The 15,965-nt window shown below is 65.7% G+C and carries 15 protein-coding genes and 2 tRNA genes; 12 read left to right on the forward strand and 5 right to left on the reverse strand.

Annotated elements, in window-relative coordinates; genetic code table 11:
• Positions 1-25 precede the first annotated feature (25 nt).
• The gene (locus CLD20_RS07960; RefSeq protein ID WP_224406084.1) at positions 26-1,990 is read left to right on the forward strand and encodes a TRAP transporter fused permease subunit; all 1,965 of its coding nucleotides are present in this window, start codon (positions 26-28) and stop codon (positions 1,988-1,990) included.
• Between the two features lie 119 nt (positions 1,991-2,109).
• Here CLD20_RS07960 and accB read toward each other — a convergent pair whose 3' ends face one another.
• Entirely contained in the window at positions 2,110-2,619 is a 510-nt protein-coding gene (gene accB, locus CLD20_RS07965) for an acetyl-CoA carboxylase biotin carboxyl carrier protein (RefSeq protein ID WP_224406085.1), read from the reverse strand.
• A 207-nt stretch (positions 2,620-2,826) separates the two neighbouring features.
• Here accB and CLD20_RS07970 point away from each other — a divergent pair, with 207 nt between their 5' ends.
• Genes CLD20_RS07970 through CLD20_RS07980 form a run of 3 tightly spaced genes read left to right on the forward strand, consistent with a single transcriptional unit; the run spans position 2,827 to position 6,504 of the window.
• The gene (locus CLD20_RS07970; RefSeq protein WP_224406086.1) at positions 2,827-4,194 is read left to right on the forward strand and encodes an acetyl/propionyl/methylcrotonyl-CoA carboxylase subunit alpha; all 1,368 of its coding nucleotides are present in this window, start codon (positions 2,827-2,829) and stop codon (positions 4,192-4,194) included.
• Complete coding sequence (locus CLD20_RS07975; protein WP_224406087.1) at positions 4,191-5,639, forward strand: pyruvate carboxylase subunit B; 1,449 nt, start codon at positions 4,191-4,193, stop codon at positions 5,637-5,639. The genes CLD20_RS07970 and CLD20_RS07975 overlap by 4 nt, the downstream gene beginning before the upstream one ends.
• A gap of 31 nt (positions 5,640-5,670) precedes the next feature.
• A complete protein-coding gene (locus CLD20_RS07980) occupies positions 5,671-6,504 on the forward strand; it encodes a 3-keto-5-aminohexanoate cleavage protein (RefSeq protein ID WP_224406088.1) in 834 nt (277 codons plus the stop codon).
• Positions 6,505-6,600: 96 nt separating this feature from the next.
• Here CLD20_RS07980 and CLD20_RS07985 read toward each other — a convergent pair whose 3' ends face one another.
• Complete coding sequence (locus CLD20_RS07985; protein WP_224406089.1) at positions 6,601-9,123, reverse strand: bifunctional diguanylate cyclase/phosphodiesterase; 2,523 nt, start codon at positions 9,121-9,123, stop codon at positions 6,601-6,603.
• A gap of 258 nt (positions 9,124-9,381) precedes the next feature.
• Between CLD20_RS07985 and CLD20_RS07990 the strand changes: the two genes are divergently transcribed.
• Genes CLD20_RS07990 through arsC form a run of 4 tightly spaced genes read left to right on the forward strand, consistent with a single transcriptional unit; the run spans position 9,382 to position 11,821 of the window.
• Positions 9,382-9,741: a helix-turn-helix transcriptional regulator gene (locus CLD20_RS07990; RefSeq protein WP_224406090.1), complete on the forward strand. Its 360-nt coding sequence runs from the start codon at positions 9,382-9,384 to the stop codon at positions 9,739-9,741.
• 33 nt (positions 9,742-9,774) lie between these two features.
• The gene (locus CLD20_RS07995) at positions 9,775-10,287 is read left to right on the forward strand and encodes an arsenate reductase ArsC (protein ID WP_224406091.1); all 513 of its coding nucleotides are present in this window, start codon (positions 9,775-9,777) and stop codon (positions 10,285-10,287) included.
• 5 nt (positions 10,288-10,292) lie between these two features.
• Entirely contained in the window at positions 10,293-11,399 is a 1,107-nt protein-coding gene (gene arsB, locus CLD20_RS08000) for an ACR3 family arsenite efflux transporter (RefSeq protein ID WP_224406092.1), read from the forward strand.
• The gene (gene arsC / locus CLD20_RS08005; RefSeq protein ID WP_224406093.1) at positions 11,399-11,821 is read left to right on the forward strand and encodes an arsenate reductase (glutaredoxin); all 423 of its coding nucleotides are present in this window, start codon (positions 11,399-11,401) and stop codon (positions 11,819-11,821) included. Before arsB ends, arsC begins: the two co-directional genes overlap by 1 nt.
• Positions 11,822-12,057: 236 nt before the next feature.
• On the opposite strand, the gene CLD20_RS08010 is transcribed toward arsC, so the two are convergent.
• Positions 12,058-12,131: transfer RNA gene (locus CLD20_RS08010), tRNA-Gln, on the reverse strand.
• A gap of 181 nt (positions 12,132-12,312) precedes the next feature.
• On the opposite strand from CLD20_RS08010, the gene CLD20_RS08015 reads away from it, so the two are divergent.
• Both CLD20_RS08015 and CLD20_RS08020 read left to right on the forward strand, forming a co-directional pair.
• Positions 12,313-12,389 (forward strand) — tRNA-Pro (locus CLD20_RS08015).
• A gap of 331 nt (positions 12,390-12,720) precedes the next feature.
• Positions 12,721-14,043 carry a diguanylate cyclase gene (locus CLD20_RS08020; RefSeq protein ID WP_224406094.1) on the forward strand — a complete coding sequence of 441 codons (1,323 nt, stop codon included), beginning with the start codon at positions 12,721-12,723 and terminating at the stop codon, positions 14,041-14,043.
• Between the two features lie 59 nt (positions 14,044-14,102).
• On the opposite strand, the gene CLD20_RS08025 is transcribed toward CLD20_RS08020, so the two are convergent.
• The gene (locus CLD20_RS08025) at positions 14,103-14,354 is read right to left on the reverse strand and encodes a hypothetical protein (protein WP_224406095.1); all 252 of its coding nucleotides are present in this window, start codon (positions 14,352-14,354) and stop codon (positions 14,103-14,105) included.
• Between the two features lie 178 nt (positions 14,355-14,532).
• On the opposite strand from CLD20_RS08025, the gene CLD20_RS08030 reads away from it, so the two are divergent.
• Both CLD20_RS08030 and CLD20_RS08035 read left to right on the forward strand, forming a co-directional pair.
• Positions 14,533-14,763: a hypothetical protein gene (locus tag CLD20_RS08030; protein WP_224406096.1), complete on the forward strand. Its 231-nt coding sequence runs from the start codon at positions 14,533-14,535 to the stop codon at positions 14,761-14,763.
• A 294-nt stretch (positions 14,764-15,057) separates the two neighbouring features.
• Positions 15,058-15,564: a thermonuclease family protein gene (locus CLD20_RS08035; protein WP_224406097.1), complete on the forward strand. Its 507-nt coding sequence runs from the start codon at positions 15,058-15,060 to the stop codon at positions 15,562-15,564.
• Positions 15,565-15,573: 9 nt separating this feature from the next.
• On the opposite strand, the gene CLD20_RS08040 is transcribed toward CLD20_RS08035, so the two are convergent.
• Positions 15,574-15,936 carry a hypothetical protein gene (locus CLD20_RS08040; protein WP_224406098.1) on the reverse strand — a complete coding sequence of 121 codons (363 nt, stop codon included), beginning with the start codon at positions 15,934-15,936 and terminating at the stop codon, positions 15,574-15,576.
• Positions 15,937-15,965: the final 29 nt, after the last annotated feature.

The raw sequence follows: 15,965 nt of genomic DNA on the forward strand, positions 1-15,965 counted from the left end.
TCCCAGATTTTCCGGAAGAAACTCCATGTCCCTGTCGTCCTGGAAGCGCCTCAGAGCCATCATTGACGTGCCCTTCATCGCCGCCGGCCTGCTGCTGACGGCCTATATCGCCTTTTCCGCCTTCGGCTACGTCAAGAACTCCTCGGAGCATTATTCCAATTTCATTCTCGGCATCTGCCTGATGTCCGGCCTGCTTGCCCTCCGCAACCTGTGCGACGAGCAGATCGGCAACAAGAACCTCGCCTCCGAGACCGGGGAGGACTTTCACATGCGGCCGTTCTTCTGGCCGCGCTTCGTCTTCGCCGCGCTGGCGCTCGTCGCCAGCGTGATCGCCATGGGCTATGTGCGCTTCAACGCCGTCCATCTGGAGACCTCCCAGCCCTTCTTCAGCGACACGGACATGGTGTTCGGCTGGCTGATGACCGCCTCCATCCTGGCGCTCACCTTCATCCACTGGGGGCCGCTGCTGACCGGCGTCATCTGCGTGGCGATCGCCTATTTCTTCTTCGGCTACCTGATCGAGAACCCGCTCTTCCTCACGCCGCATTACGACGCCAAGTTCGTCATGAACTACATCGGGCTCGGCACGAACCAGGGCTTCTACTACCTCGCCCAGATCGCGGCCGATTCCATCTACTTCCTCATCATCTATGCCGCGATCCTGCTCGGCATCGGCATGCTCGACATGGTGCTGGAGGTCGGCAAGCTGACGGGCCGGCGGATCCCCGGAGGCGCGGCAGGCCCCGCCCTCATCGGATCGGGCATCGTCGCCTCCATCATGGGCCAGGCGGTCTCGAACGTCGTCCTGACGGGCCGCCTCACCATCCCGATGATGAAGAAATACGGCTATTCGCCCTCCATGGCCGGCGCCATCGAGGCGACCGCCTCCACGGCCGGGCAGATCATGCCGCCCATCCTCGGCCTCGCCGCCTTCATCATCGCCTCCTTCCTGAACCGCCCGTATATCGACGTGGCGCTCTCGGCGATGATCCCGGGCCTTCTCTATCTGGTGGGCGTCGCCATCGCGATCATCGTCTACGCCAAGCGCCACGACCTGCCGAAGCTGACGGAGAAGGTCGACAAGCAGATGATCTTGCGGCTGCTGCCGACGTTCCTCGTTTCGTTCGGCGCGGTCCTGTGGCTCCTGCTCGGCTATCGGTCGCCGGCGATTGCCGGAATGTGGGGCATCATCCTGGCGCTCGCCCTGTCGCTCCTGCAGGGCAAGTACCGGCCGAAGGCCCGCAAGCTCTACGAGGGGATCGAGGAGGGGCTTTATCTCGTCACCATCCTGTCGCTGCTCCTGATCGCCATCGGCCCGCTCGGCCAGGTGATGCTGACCACCAATCTTTCCGGCCGTCTGGGCTCGGCGCTCGTCGCCTATCTGCCGGATTCGCAGCTTCTCCTGCTGCTGGGCGCCATGGTCGTGTCGCTGATCCTCGGCATGGGCCTGCCCACGCCGGTCGCCTACATCATCGTGGCGCTGGCGCTCGTGCCCTTCATGCAGCAGATCGGCGTTCCCAAACTGCAGGCGCATTTCTTCGTCTTCTACTTCGCCGTGTTTTCGACGCTGACACCACCCGTGGCGGTCAGCGTGCTGGCGGCGGCCAAGCTCGCCGATGCGCGTTTCCTGAAAACGGCCGCCGATTCCATGAAGATCGCCGCGACGACCTTCATCATCCCCTTCGCCTTCGTCTTCTCGCCCTCGCTGATGTCGTTCCCGAACCTCACCTGGGCGGTGGTTCCGGCGGTGGCGGAAGTGCTGGCGATCCAGGTTACCGTGTCGGTCGCCGCCTATGGCTACCTTCTGCGGGTGCTGGTGGCGTGGGAGCGGCTGGTGATCGGGGTAGCCGCGATCTGCGGCTTCTTCGCCATGACCCTCGGCGACTATTACTGGCACGCCGGATTGATCGGGATCCTCGTCACGATGCTGGTCTGGCTGGCGATGACGCGCTCACGGCAGGTCGTGGCACCGGAGGGCGCGGCCGAATAGGCCGGGCTCACATCCGCCCAAGCACACAAAGGGCCGGCCGATCCGTCCGCCGGCTTCCTCCCCCGTCACAGGGGAGAGGCGATGGCATGATGCGTGAAGACGGAGACGTTCGGCAGAATTCAGGCGCGCAGCCGGAAGAGGAGCTGGTCGAATTCCACCAGCGCGCCTTCCTCCGCCACGATAGCCTCGACGGTGCCGTCGGCCGGCGCCTCCACGGTGGTGAACAGCTTCATCACCTCGATCAGGCAGAGCGGATCGCCCTTCTTCACGGCCTTGCCCTCCTCCACGAAGGGCGGGGCGTCCGGCGACGGCCGGCGATAGAAGGTGCCGACCATCGGGGCCCGAACATCGCTCATGCCCGGGCTCATGCCCGGCTCGCCAGACTGGCCGGCGGGGGCCGCCTGCGCGGCACTTCCGCCGGCTGCCGCCGAAGGCGCCGTGCGGCCGGCGTCGCCAGTTGGCGCTGCGGCCGCAGGGGCTGCCGGGGCGGCTGGAGAGGTCTCGATGCCGCCGCGGGCGCCGCGCCTGACGACCAGCTTCGCGCCCTCCAGCTCAAGGATCAGCTCCTCGCATTGCGAGGCGTCGATCAGCTTCAGAATCTCCGCAACGTCCTTAAAGGTGAGTGGCACGTTCGTTCCCGTCCCTTCCACATATGCGGCTTCAAGATACCGCTTGACCGCCGAAGCGCTGCTGGACACTATGCCGATCACATAAAATGAAATCAATCGTCTCGTATTGTGGAATATTTCGCAGACAGAGGCGGTGAGGGAGGGTTTGGCTTCGTCCCGCGCAGATCGCGCCCGGCCTCCCCAAGGAAGGAGCAGGCCGAGGGCGCCATGCAGCATGTCCTGATCGCCAATCGCGGAGAGATCGCGCTCCGGGCCGCCCGCGTGTGCCGGCAGCTCGGCATTAAGACCACCGCCGTTCATTCTCGCCCGGATGGCAACCTCCCCCATCTCTGGGCGGCCGATCAGGCGGTATGCATCGGCCCTGCCCCTTCCCAGCAGAGCTACCTCAACGTTCCCGCACTCCTGCATGTGGCCAGGAACGAAGGCTGCGACGCCATCTATCCGGGCTACGGCTTCCTCGCCGAAAACGCCGAATTCGCCGAGCGCTGCATTGCAGGGGGCTTTGCCTTCATCGGCCCCCGTCCGGAGGCGATCCGGATGATGGGCGACAAGTCCCGCGCCCGTGAGACCGCCGTGGAACTCGGCCTTCCCGTCGTGCCGGGGTCAGAGGCGGCCTACGAGGACGCCGCGACGGCAGAGGAGGCGGCAAGGCAGATCGGCTTTCCGCTCCTGCTCAAGGCGCGCTCCGGAGGCGGCGGGCGCGGCATGCGCGTCTGCCCGGAAGCCTCGGCCTTTTCCGGCCTCTTCGGCCAGGCCCACAGCGAGGCCGCAGCCGCCTTTTCCGATGGTGCCATCTATCTGGAGCGCTTCTTTGACAAGGTGCGGCACGTGGAAGTGCAGATCGTCGGCGACCGGCACGGCAATGTCCGCCATTTCGGCGAGCGCGACTGCTCCGTGCAACGCCGCCACCAGAAGCTGGTGGAGGAAGCGCCCTCGCCGGTTCTCGACGCGGAGACGCGAGGGCGTCTGCACGAGACGGCTGTCACACTTGCCAGGGGCATCGGCTACGAGGGCGCCGGCACGGTGGAGTTCATCTACGTGCCGGAGGAAAATCACTTCTATTTCATCGAGATGAACACCCGCATCCAGGTCGAGCATCCGGTCTCCGAGGAGATCTACGGCCTCGACCTGATCGCCCTGCAGATGCGCGTTGCGCGCGGCGAGTCGCTCGCGGAGATGTCACTCCCCCAAACGCCCAAGGGCCACGCGATCGAATTTCGCATCAACGCCGAGGACTGGCGCCGGAACTTCCAGCCCTCGCCGGGCACCATCTCCGCCTGGGCTCCGCCGGTGCGCCAGGGCGTGCGCACGGACAGTCAGGCCTACGAGGCCTACCGCATTCCGCCCTACTACGATTCCATGATCGGCAAGCTGATCGTGCATGGCGCGGACCGCGATGCGGCGCTGGCGCTCGCCGAAAAGGCGCTGGCCGAATTCACCTGCGAGGGCGTGGCGACGACGCTCGACCTGCACCGGCAGTTCCTGAAGGACCCGGATTTTCGAAGCGGCGCCGTCGATACACGCTGGGTGGAGAACGTGTTTCTGCCCCGCATGGCGGAAGGAGGCGGCAGATGAGCCGCAAGGTGCGCCTGATCGATGTGACGCTGCGCGATGCGCATCAATGCCTTTGGGCTACGCGCATGACGACCGGCATGATGAAGGAACTCGCCCCGCGCCTCGACCGGGCCGGCTTCGAGGCCATCGACCTCGTCGGCGGCGCCGTTTTCGACGTCGCGGTGCGCTATCTGCGCGAAGATCCGTGGGAGCGCATGCGGATCCTCAATTCGTGGGTGAAGGAAACGCCGCTCATCATCCATACGCGCGGCCAGAGCCTCTTCACCTTCGAGTTCTTCCCCGACGACGTGGTGGCGCTCGCCGCCGAGCGCTTCGCCGCCAACGGCATGCGCTACCACACGCCCTACGACGCGCTGAACGACATGCGCAATCTGGAGATCCCGATCCGGGCGGCGAAGCAGCAGGGTCTCTATGTCGCCGGCGGCCTCGTCTACACCGTCAGCCCGGTCCACACGGACGAATATTATTCGAAGAAGGCGGCCGAGCTGATGAGGCTCGGCGTCGACGCCGTCTATCTGAAGGATGCGTCGGGCCTGATGGTGCCGGAGCGCGTGGCAACCCTGGTGAAGGCGGTGAAAGCCGTGATCGGCGAGATGCCGCTCCAGATACACACGCACTGCAATTCCGGTCTTGCTCCCTACGTGGTCCTGCAGGCGGTCGAGCACGGCGTGGAGGTCATTCATACCGCCACCTCGACGCTGGCCAACGGGGTCTCGCATGCCCCCACGGAGCGGGTCGTGCGCAACCTGCGCCGCCGCGGCCACGAGGTCGATCTCGACCTCAGCGAGGTCGAAGAGGTCGCCGAACGCCTCGCCTATATCGCGGAGAAGGAAGACAAGCCCGTCGGCCAGGTGCGCGAATACGACGAGTTCCACTACCACCACCAATGCGCCGGAGGCATGGTCTCCAACCTGCAATACCAGCTGGAGACAATGGGGCTGGAGCACCGGCTGGAAGAGATCCTGGAAGAGGCCGGGCATGTGCGCGCCGATCTCGGTTATCCGATCGTCGTCAGCCCCTTCGCGCAATACATCGTCACCCAGGCCGTGCTGAACGTCATGGGCAAGGACCAGGGCAAGGCCCGCTACGATTCGGTGCCGGACGAGGTGCGCCTCTACGTGCGCGGCGGCTACGGCGAAATCGCCGGCGAGATCGACCCGGACCTTTATGACAAGATCACCCGGGGCGCAGACCCGATCACGGAGCGGCCCGGGGCCCTGGTGGAACCGGCGCTGGAGCGCCTGCGCCGCACGCGCGGCCCCTTCGCCTCCGACGACGACCTGCTGCTCGCCGCGTTCTACGACGATTCCCAGTATTCGGCGCTCAAGGCCGCCGGATCGATCGACACGAACTATTCGCTGATGGAAACGCCGCTCGTCACCCTGATCAGGGAGATCTCCGAGCGGCCCGGCGTGCGCGCCTTCCATTTCAGCAAGCCCTCGTGACACCCCGGCACGATTTGAACAGGAGCTTTCCATGACCGACCGGCCGACTGTCATCACGGTTGCCATCACCGGCGCTCTGCCGACCAAGAAGGACAACCCGGCCGTGCCGGTGACGCCCGACGAGCAGATCGAATCCACCCATGAGGCCTTCGAGGCCGGCGCCGCCCTCGCCCATATCCATGTGCGCGGCCCGAACCAGGAACCGAGTTCCGACCCCGAGCTCTTCGAGCGTGTCGGGGAAGGCATTCGCAAGCACTGCCCGGGCATGATCGTGCAGTATTCGACGGGGGGTCGCGGCCGCGACCAGGCCCAGCGGGGCGCCATGCTGAGCCTGAGGCCCGACATGGCTTCGCTCGCCACCGGCTCGGTCAACTTTCCGAACAGCATCTACGAAAACCCGCCGGAATTCGTGGAAGGGCTCGCCCGTGAGATGCTGGCAAACGACGTGAAGCCGGAGATCGAGGTCTTCGACGTGGCGATGCTCTACAACGCCGCCGCCCTCGTGAAGAAGGGGCTGCTCAAGGGGCCGGCGCATGTGCAATTCGTCATGGGCATTCCGAACGCCCTGCCGGCGCGGCGCACACTCCTCGAATTCCTGATCTCGGAGATGAACGAGGTCCTGCCGGGCGCGACCTGGACGGGGGCCGGCATCGGCCGCCACCAGTTCGAGGTCAACAAATGGTGCCTCGAACTGGGTGGGCATTGCCGCACGGGCCTTGAGGACAACGTCAAGGCCGCCAGGGACCGCCTCGCGGCCAGTAATGCCGAGCTCGTCTCGATGGTCGCCGAGGCGGCGGGCGAATACGGCAGGCGGCCGGCCACGCCGCAAGAGGCGCGGGAAATCCTGGGGCTTGCGCCCGCCTGAGGCCCGCCACGGGCTCGGCTGACCGCCGCCCGGTGATCGGCCGGCTCGCACGGGCGGTCCGGCAAACCCGAAAAGACCTGCGGCTCCCGCGGCGGCTCAGGCTGCCGCGTCGACGCCCTCTTCCTCCGGCCCGTCGCGCTCGAACGGCAGGGGGCCGTCGACGAGCAACATCGCCAGCTCATGGGCTGGGCGCGGCTTGCTGAACAGGTAGCCCTGCACCTCGTTGCACCCCTCACGGCGCAGCTTTTCGAGCTGTTCCGGGGTTTCCACGCCCTCGGCCGTGGTCAGCATCCGCAGGCTTCGTCCGAGCCCGGTGACGGCGCGGATGATCGCCATCGCTTCCGGCCGGTCGGAGAGTTCGCGCACGAAGGACTGGTCGATCTTGAGCTTGTCGAAGGGGAATTTCTGCAGGTAGCTCAATGAAGAATAGCCGGTGCCGAAATCATCCATCGAGATGCGGATGCCGAGGTCCTTGAGCTCTTTAAGGACCGCCAGGTTGCTGGCGCTGCCGTGCAGCAGCACCGATTCCGTGATCTCGAGCTCCAGCCGGCCCGGCTGCAGGCCCGAGGTGGCCAGCGCGTCGATGACAGTTTCGACCAGGCGGTTGCTCTTGAACTGGACCGGCGAAAGGTTGACGGCGAGCTTGATCGGCTCGGGCCAGCAGGTCGCCTCGGCGCAGGCCCGGCGGAGCACCCATTCCCCAAGCTGCACGATCAGGCCGATTTCCTCCGCCACAGGGATGAAATCGGCCGGCGAAACCATGCCGCGGACCGGGTGCCGCCACCGCAGCAGGGCCTCGAACCCCGTCACGCGCTGCGTGTCCACGTCGAGCTGCGGCTGGTAGTAGAGCTCGAACTCGTCCTTCGCCAAAGCGGTGCGGAGGTCCAGTTCGAGCGCGCGGCGGGCCTGAAGCCTTGCATCCATGCCCGGCTCGAAAAAGCGGTAGGCGCCGCGCCCGTCGGCCTTGGCCCGGTAGAGAGCCGTATCGGCGTTCTTCAGAAGCGTGTCCGGCTCATCGCCGTCGCACGGCGCAAAGGCGATGCCGACGCTGGTCCCCACGGCGATCTGATGGCCGTCGATTTCGAACGGTGCGCCGATCGCTTCGATCAGGCGGGCGGCCAGGCCGCTCGCATCGCCGGAATCCTGCAGATCCGTCTGGATGATCGCGAACTCGTCGCCGCCGAGCCGGGCGACGAAGTCCATCTCGCGCAGGTTCCTGTTGAAGCGCCCGGCGACTGCCTGCAGCAGCTTGTCGCCGACCGGATGGCCGAGCGTGTCGTTGACGCTCTTGAAGTGGTCGAGATCCAGGCACAGGACCGCGAGCGAGCGCCCGAGCCGCCGGGAGCGCGCCAGATCGGCCTCCAGCCGGCTGCGGAACAGAAGGCGGTTCGGCAGATCGGTCAGGGCGTCGTGGTGGGCCATGTGCTTGACCTGCGCCTCGGCCTTGCGCCGCTCGGTGACGTCGATGACCGACAGCAGGATGACGGGCTTGCGCTCGACGACGAGTTTGCGGGCATAGGGAAAGACCTCGATGCGGCGCCCGTCTGCCGTGAGATGGATCCAGGAATCCTCGACCGGGCGGCTCAGGCCGACCGCGTCGAGGAAGTCCTGCATGCGGCTGCGGTCGGCCGGGGAGGCGACGTCGAGCATGTTCATCGCCAGGAATGTCGCGCGGTCGTAGCCGTAGTGCTGAATGGCGGCCTCGTTCACCCGGATGATCCGCAGGCTTGCCTGGTCGGCGAGCCACATCGGCACCGGGTTGTCGTCGAACAGCGAGCGCAGGGCATTTTCGCGCGCCCTTATGTCGGCGATGTCGGTCAGCGTGACCGAAACCAGATCGCCGATCGGCGCGACGCCGAAGCGCAGATGGCGCTCCGCCTCGGTGTCGCAGAACGTCGCCTCGAAATGGGTCGTGGCGAGGCTGAAGACCGATTGCGCCAGCGCCTCGATCAGGTCGGTCTCCGGGAACGCCGCCTTGAAATCGGACACCCGGTGCCAGAGCAGCCGGTGCAGCGGAAGGCTGAGAAGCGCCGCCGCGGCCTCGTTCAGGGCGATGATCTGGAAATCGATCGGCCGGCCCTCGCCGTCGCGGATCGCCTCGAGCGCCAGCATGCCCTCGTTGGTCGCCCCGAACATCGTCTCCAGCAGGTCCTGGCGGGCCTCGTGCTCGTCGAGGAGGAGGATGTAGCTCGTCGGCCCCCACCGGTTGGAAAGCGGGAACGCCCACAAATCGTAGGCGGCGACGACACCGTTCACCACGCGATGCGTCTGCACGCATTCGGGACGGCCGGATTCCTGCGCCTTGGCGATGGCTTCCCGGATGCTGCGCGAGCGGTCGCGGCGCAGCCGGTCGACCCTTGCCTCTTCCTCGCCGATATCGGCCCATTCGGCGAAGACCCGGCCGATGCGCAGCAGCGCGAGGCGGTCCTCTTCATCGCGAAAGGCGAGGGCCTTGGTTTCGATCAGATGGCCGAGATGGCCCAGCGCCACATTCTCGTAGGAAGGCAGCGTTCCATCCGGCCGGATCTCGGAACGCCAGCGCCTGAGAAACTGGTGAACCGGGTTATCGAGCCGCAGACCGGCGCCCGCAACGGAAGGCTCTACAAGGGATCCGGACATTTCTTGCCTAGAATTTTTCCAATATACTGATAATTTGCTTGATCAAAACATCTCAAGCCCCTTCGATAGTTGATCTAGCAGGAATTTATCAACAAAACGTATGTAATCGTTGCAATAAAACTGTCACAATACGATCTCAGGTTGATTTCTACCGGAGCGCTATTCCTGCCTGCAGGAGCAGGCCGGACAGGCCGCCTCTTCCCCCTCTCTAGAGCAGCGGGCCTTGCATCGTTTCCATAATTCCAGTATTCCCGAAATATGGAAACGAACAATGCCCTCGAAGCCCTATCCGCGCTCGCCCACGATACCCGGCTGACGGTCTTCCGCTCGCTTGTCACGGCGGGATCCGAGGGGCTCCCGGCCGGAGAGATCGCCGCGCGGCTCGGCGTCCTGCCCAACACGCTCTCGGCCCATCTCGCACAGCTCTCACGCGGCGGGCTGGTGAAGGCGACGCGCGAAGGGCGCTCGATCCGCTACCGGGCCGATTATGGGGGTATCGAGGCCCTCATCGGCTTTCTCATCCGCGATTGCTGCGGCGAACGCCCCGAGGTCTGCGCTCCGCTCGCGGCGCTGGCGCAGGAATGCGCCGCCTGCGCGGCGGACAACGCGCCCGCCTGAGGCCCCTAAAAATTCCTGGAACAGGAGGAAAAGATGGAAGCGCCCTACAACGTTCTCTTTCTCTGCACCGGCAATTCGGCCCGCTCGCTCCTCGCCGAGGCGATCCTGAACAGGGAAGGCGCAGGAAAATTCCGCGCCTATTCGGCCGGCTCGCATCCCAAGGGCGCGCCGCATCCCTACACCATCGATCTCCTCAAATCGCTCGGCTACGACACCGCCTTCGCCCGCTCCAAGGACTGGGCGGAATTCGCCACGCCGGGCGCGCCGCATCTCGATTTCGTCTTCACCGTCTGCGACGCCGCCGCGGCCGAGCCCTGCCCGGTCTGGCCGGGCCAACCGGTGACGGCGCATTGGGGCGTTCCCGACCCCGCCGCCGCGGACGGCAAGGAGAGCGAAAGGCGGCTCGCCTTCGCCGAGGCCTACCGCATGCTCTTCAACCGCATCTCGGTCTTCACCAGCCTGCCGATCGCCTCGCTCGGCCGCCTCGCCCTGCAAGAACGCGTCGCCGAGATCGGCACGCTTACCCCCAAACCCGAAACCGCCTGAGCCCCATGTCAATCTTCGAACGCTATCTCACCCTCTGGGTGGCGCTGTGCATCGTGGCCGGGATCGCCCTCGGCCACTTCTTTCCCTCTCTCTTCCACGCCGTCGGCGCGATGGAGATCGCCAAGGTCAACCTGCCCGTCGCGATCCTCATCTGGGCGATGATCATTCCGATGCTCGTGAAGATCGACTTCCAGGCATTGAAGGAGGTGACGCAGCACTGGCGCGGCATCGGCGTCACGCTCCTCGTCAACTGGGCGGTCAAGCCGTTCTCCATGGCTCTCCTGGCCTGGCTCTTCATCGGCTGGCTGTTTCGCCCCTACCTGCCGGCGGAGCAGATCGACAGCTACATCGCCGGCCTCATCCTGCTCGCCGCCGCGCCCTGCACGGCGATGGTCTTCGTCTGGAGCAACCTGACGAAGGGAGAGCCGCATTTCACGCTGAGCCAGGTGGCACTCAACGACGTCATCATGATCGTCGCCTTCGCCCCGATCGTCGGGCTCCTGCTCGGGCTCTCGGCAATCATCGTGCCGTGGGAGACGCTCATCCTTTCGGTCGTCCTCTACATCGTCGTGCCGGTGGTGCTGGCGCAGATGCTCCGGCGTCAGGTGCTCGCTTCCGGCGGGCAGGCGGCGCTCGCCGGGCTTCTCGCCCGGCTGCAGCCGCTCTCGCTCGTGGCTCTTCTCGCCACGCTCGTCCTCCTCTTCGCCTTCCAGGGCGAGCAGATCCTGGCGCAGCCGGCGATCATCGCCTTCCTCGCCGTGCCGATCCTCATCCAGGTCTATTTCAATTCCGGCCTCGCCTATCTCCTCAACCGGGCGAGCGGCGAAGCGCATTGCGTCGCCGGGCCCTCGGCGCTGATCGGGGCAAGCAACTTCTTCGAGCTCGCCGTCGCGGCCGCCATCAGCCTCTTCGGCTTCACATCCGGCGCGGCGCTTGCCACCGTCGTCGGCGTCCTCATTGAAGTGCCGGTGATGCTGTCGGTGGTGAAAATCGTCAATTCGAGCAAGCGCTGGTACGAGGCCGGGCCGGCGGTACGGCGACGGGCCGTGCGCGAAGCCGCAGGCGCGACGGCCGGAAGCGAGGGCGCCATGCGCGAGGGAGCGGCGAGCTGATGGACGTTGTCATCCACCACAACCCGGAGTGCGGGACCTCGCGCAACGTTCTTTCCATCATCGAGGCGGCGGGCTACCGGCCGACCGTGATCGAATACCTGAAGGAAGGCTGGACGCGGCCGCAGCTCCTCGCCCTCTTCGCCGCCGCCGGCATTTCTCCGCGCGAGGCTCTGCGGACGACGAAATCGCCCGCCGAGGAGCTCGGACTTCTCGATCCGGCGGTGTCGGACGAGGCGCTTCTTGAAGCGATGCTGGAGCATCCGGTGCTGGTGAACCGGCCGATCGTCTGCACCAGCAAAGGCGTCAGGCTGTGCCGCCCGAGCGAGGTCGTTCTCGATCTTCTGGAGAAGATGCCGCCGGGCCCGCTCGCCAAGGAAGACGGCACGCTCGTCCTTGACGCAGAGGGGCGGCGCGTCGGCTGAGGCGCCTTGCGCCCTCCCCTACCCCCGGCCCCCCGGTCCATCAGATAGGCGGCCCGCAGATGCTCCTGGTTGGTCGCCAGAAAGACACGCACGCCACGGCCAGGTAACTCGTCCGATTCGGCAGGGAGCGCTTCGTCCAGGACGAATCGTTCTTGAGCCAGTCAGCGGTGAGGTCGGTTGGGCTGATCGAGGCAGGCCCACGCGGCTGCCGGCGAGACCGGCCGAAGGCCGGAGGATGGCTGGGGCGCCAGGATTCGAACCTGGGATCGCGAGACCAAAACCCGCTGCCTTACCGCTTGGCTACGCCCCATCCGCCCCGGCTAGCGGGGCGCCCAGCGCTATACGGGCTTTGGCCCCGCCGGGCAACATGGAGAGCGCCCTGCCCTGCCGCGAAGCAGCCGGCGCACCGCGGCGTTTCGACCTTCTTTTCAACAGGTCGGATGATGCCTTGATGCGGCGAGGCGGCAAGGCTATAACCCGCCCCGCTTTGGCGGAGTGTAGCGCAGCCTGGTAGCGCACCTCGTTCGGGACGAGGGGGTCGCAGGTTCGAATCCTGCCACTCCGACCAAGCTTTTCAATACCTTGGCGTATCCGCCCCTCCCGAGGCGGAACGCTATGCGGAACGTTTCCGCATTCCGAAAGCGGTTCGGCGAGGTTGCGGCATGCCCACCCACACGCAGCGTGAAGGCGCAGAGGAGATCGCCGGCCGGCTCGGCGGGGCCGACCTGGCGGCCGAGCATGCCGCATGCCGTTCCTCCCCGTTACTGCTCACCGTTGCTGCTCGCCGATGCGCGCGAGATGGCCGAGGGAAGGCCGACCCGAAGGCCACTTAAGGCTTTGTCCACCGCGGCGTATGTATCTTCTGTGATCGGGGCGACTCGCAGAGAGGCGCGGAACAGTTGATCGATCTTCTCAAAACAAAATCGCTGCGTGCCTGGATCACGCTCGGCATGATCGCTGCCTTCGTACCGCTGCTCGTCTCGGCGGGCGCCGGTTACTACCTTTTGCATCGTGGCGTGATCGCGCCCTTTCATCACGTCGCCGCGCAGCAGCGCGGCAAGATTGCGCCGGCGCAACAGCTGCGTCTGCTCATCTGGGAAACCATCCCTTCGGTCGACGAATGGGTGGAGGCCGCCAATCCGGTCAGTCCGCCAACCTACCGGGCCCTCAAGACCCGGATCGAAGAAGGCTTTGCGGCACTCGGCGAGGCGCTGACGGACCAGCCATCCGAACAGGCGCTGCTGGAACGGGCGCTGGACGACTGGGGCGCGGCCGATCGCTACGCAACCGAACTGATCTCACTCGCACGCCCCACCGAGCGCGTTGCCGTCGCGGAGACGCTGCAGCGCTTTCACGGAGCTGCCATTTCGGCCAACGACAGGATGACGGCGGTCTACGAACGCCTTGCAGGCTCGATCGACGACGATCACGATACGGCCCTCCGCTTCTATGAGAGGTCGCTTTGGGTTGCCGGCATCGCCGCCGCTGTCTCGTTGCTGATGATGGCTTTCGGCGTTGTCGTGATCGGCCGCATCCTCTCCAACAGTGTCGACCGCCTCGTAGACGGAGCGATCCGCTTTTCCGAAGGCGAGCGCAATCATCGTATCGAGATCCAGGTGCCGCCGGAGCTTCATCGCGTCGCCGAGGAGTTCAATCACATGATCGGCCGCATCCATGAGTCCGAGGCGGCCCTGTCGGAGATGGCCCGCCGCGATAGCCTGACAGGGCTGTCCAATCGCCGCGCGATGGATGAGGCATTCCGAAGGGCATGGACCGGCATGCGGCGACACGCCGAACCTGCCTGCCTGCTGGCGCTGGACATCGACCATTTCAAGCGCACCAACGACACCTATGGTCACGCGGCCGGCGACGAGGTCCTGCGAAACATCGCCAGGATCATCACGCAGAGCGTGCGCCCTTCCGACAAAGTGTTTCGGGTCGGAGGCGAGGAGTTCCTCGTGCTATTGCCCGGGATCGAGGCTCGACATGCGCGGACGACTGCGGAACGCATTCGAAGCGCGGTCGAGGCGACACCCACCTATTTTGAAGGCAACAGAATTGAGGCGAGGGTGAGCATCGGCCTCACCGAGGCATCGGAGAATTCAGAGCAGAAAGATGTGATGAGAGTAGCAGATGCCGCCCTCTACCGGGCCAAGCGAGAAGGCAGAAATCGCGTCGTCGTCAGTTGCCGCGACGAAACGGCTCAACCGGATGCAGCCTGAGCATCGTGCCGGCGCGGCAGGCGACCCTCGTCGTCGCGGCCGAATCCGGCAACCGGGCTCTATTTCGCCCCCTGACGCGGAAAATCTTCACGAAGGTAGATGCCCCCGATCTCGTCACCGAATATGATGTAACCGTCGACGCAGACGATCCGGCTCGTTGGTCGCCTCTCCTCCGGGAGTTTCTCGCAGACTGTCCGGACGGCATCCGCCAGGGTCATATGCACCGGAGAAGGAGCCTCTGCGGGCTTCGCAGCAGGGGATCGTCCCGGCAGGAGCTGGACCTGATCTTCGTATTTGTCGGACTCGCGCATCTGCTGGCTCTCCTTTCCACCGGCAAGATAGTACCACACGAACCTTTCGGCGAACCACCGTTCGCAGGCCGGAACTGCACCGGCGAAGACGGCAAAGTGACCAGCTGGCCGCCGCTCGGCCCGTGCTTGTCCCAAAATGCGCGAATGACAAGGTGAGGCTTGCGGGAGAGAATGAGGCATGAGGCTCGAATGGCGGCGCACCTGGCCCGACGAGCCGAATCGGCGCGAGGATTTCGTGGCGAGATGCCGGGCCGGCTACTGCCGCGTCTATAGGACGGCGAACGGTCCGCCCGGGCGGCAATGGTACTGGTGCGCCGCAGATACCCGCAATCGCGGATCCGGCCTGGAAGCAAGCGCTGGCGAAGCGGCGGCCAGGGCGGAGGCCGCCCTCCTCGACCAGACGGGCTAGTCCCCCTCCTCGCGGATCTCGATCGAGATCGCCTCGTGAAGCGCCATCCCGATGAGATAGGAGAGAAATGGATAGCCGGCATCAAGTGCCATTTCTCGCAACCGGAAGAGTTCTTCCGCAATCTCTCCAAGACTTTTTGACGGCTCTGGATGAGGATCGTCGGAGCCGTGACACATGAAAAATCCCGATCGGTTCGATCGATCCAGTCTATTGCTAGCCCCGACCCACAACCCCTGATCCATGCGGCCGATCGCCTGCCGCGACTATTCATTCCGCCCCTGGGAGCCTCCGCAGATGATCGACAAAGCTTCGTCCGGCTTTCGATGCACGACGGGGATCGCCGCTTTCGCAGCGCTTTTCCTCGCCCTTTCGGCGATGCCGGGTTGTGGCGCCGAGATGATCCATGGCGCCCCCTCTGCCGCGGCAACCGGGAACGCCGGCAAGATCCTGCCGGTCTGCTCCGGCGCAAACCGCGCCGCCCGCATGGTCACCTGCATCGTCGACGGGGATACGGGATGGGAACGGGGCGTGAAGTGGCGCGCCCTCGGCGTCGACACGCCGGAGATCGGCCATGCCGCATGCGGGAAGGAGCGCCGGCTCGGCGAGAAGGCGCGCGATCGTTTGCGCGCGTTGATGGCCGGCGGCTACGCCATCGAATGGGCCGGGCGACGGGGCCGCCACCTCAGGGAGCTCGCCACGGTGCGGCTGGCCGATGGACGCGACGCCGGCAAGGTGCTTGTCGAGGAGGGCCTGTCGCAGCCCTGGCCGAACCAGGGCAACCCCTGGTGCCCGGCCAGGTGAAGGCCCGCCTTACGCCGACGCCAGCAAAGAAGGCCTGACGATCAGCCTGCCGGCACTCGGTTTCAGCACCTTGCCGGAGGCGAGGACGAGATCGACGTCGAAACGTGAGGTTCCGGCATGGCCGACCGTATCGGCCGGATCGATATCGATCGCGTAGCTGGCATCCTCCGGATCGCCGAGGAGGCGCACGCCAGCGCCCAGAAGCTTGTCGATGAAGACGTCTTCCGCCGGCGAGCTCACCGAGGGCGCGGCGCGGAAGCGGATCGCCGCGCCAGTGAGGTCGACGAGCAAGCCCGAGCTGTCCTTCAGGCCGATCGTTTCCAGCGTCAGGCTGTTGCCCTCGTAGATCGTGATGTCGCTGATCGCGGTCATGCTATGCCCTCATGCCCCGGCCGGGCCGG

The sequence above is a fragment of the Afifella sp. IM 167 genome, from assembly GCF_020144925.1.
Lineage (GTDB): Bacteria > Pseudomonadota > Alphaproteobacteria > Rhizobiales > Afifellaceae > Afifella.

What these genes read in the sequence shown, in the direction of transcription:
- CLD20_RS08030 (WP_224406096.1), top strand. Translation starts at nt 14,533, where the DNA reads ATGAGGCTCGAATGGCGGCGCACCTGGCCCGACGAGCCGAATCGGCGC.
- CLD20_RS08040 (WP_224406098.1), bottom strand. Translation starts at nt 15,936, where the DNA reads ATGACCGCGATCAGCGACATCACGATCTACGAGGGCAACAGCCTGACG.
- CLD20_RS08025 (WP_224406095.1), bottom strand. Translation starts at nt 14,354, where the DNA reads ATGCGCGAGTCCGACAAATACGAAGATCAGGTCCAGCTCCTGCCGGGA.
- CLD20_RS07990 (WP_224406090.1), top strand. Translation starts at nt 9,382, where the DNA reads ATGGAAACGAACAATGCCCTCGAAGCCCTATCCGCGCTCGCCCACGAT.
- CLD20_RS07960 (WP_224406084.1), top strand. Translation starts at nt 26, where the DNA reads ATGTCCCTGTCGTCCTGGAAGCGCCTCAGAGCCATCATTGACGTGCCC.
- CLD20_RS07995 (WP_224406091.1), top strand. Translation starts at nt 9,775, where the DNA reads ATGGAAGCGCCCTACAACGTTCTCTTTCTCTGCACCGGCAATTCGGCC.
- CLD20_RS07985 (WP_224406089.1), bottom strand. Translation starts at nt 9,123, where the DNA reads ATGTCCGGATCCCTTGTAGAGCCTTCCGTTGCGGGCGCCGGTCTGCGG.
- CLD20_RS08035 (WP_224406097.1), top strand. Translation starts at nt 15,058, where the DNA reads ATGATCGACAAAGCTTCGTCCGGCTTTCGATGCACGACGGGGATCGCC.
- arsB (WP_224406092.1), top strand. Translation starts at nt 10,293, where the DNA reads ATGTCAATCTTCGAACGCTATCTCACCCTCTGGGTGGCGCTGTGCATC.
- arsC (WP_224406093.1), top strand. Translation starts at nt 11,399, where the DNA reads ATGGACGTTGTCATCCACCACAACCCGGAGTGCGGGACCTCGCGCAAC.
- CLD20_RS07970 (WP_224406086.1), top strand. Translation starts at nt 2,827, where the DNA reads ATGCAGCATGTCCTGATCGCCAATCGCGGAGAGATCGCGCTCCGGGCC.
- CLD20_RS07980 (WP_224406088.1), top strand. Translation starts at nt 5,671, where the DNA reads ATGACCGACCGGCCGACTGTCATCACGGTTGCCATCACCGGCGCTCTG.
- CLD20_RS07975 (WP_224406087.1), top strand. Translation starts at nt 4,191, where the DNA reads ATGAGCCGCAAGGTGCGCCTGATCGATGTGACGCTGCGCGATGCGCAT.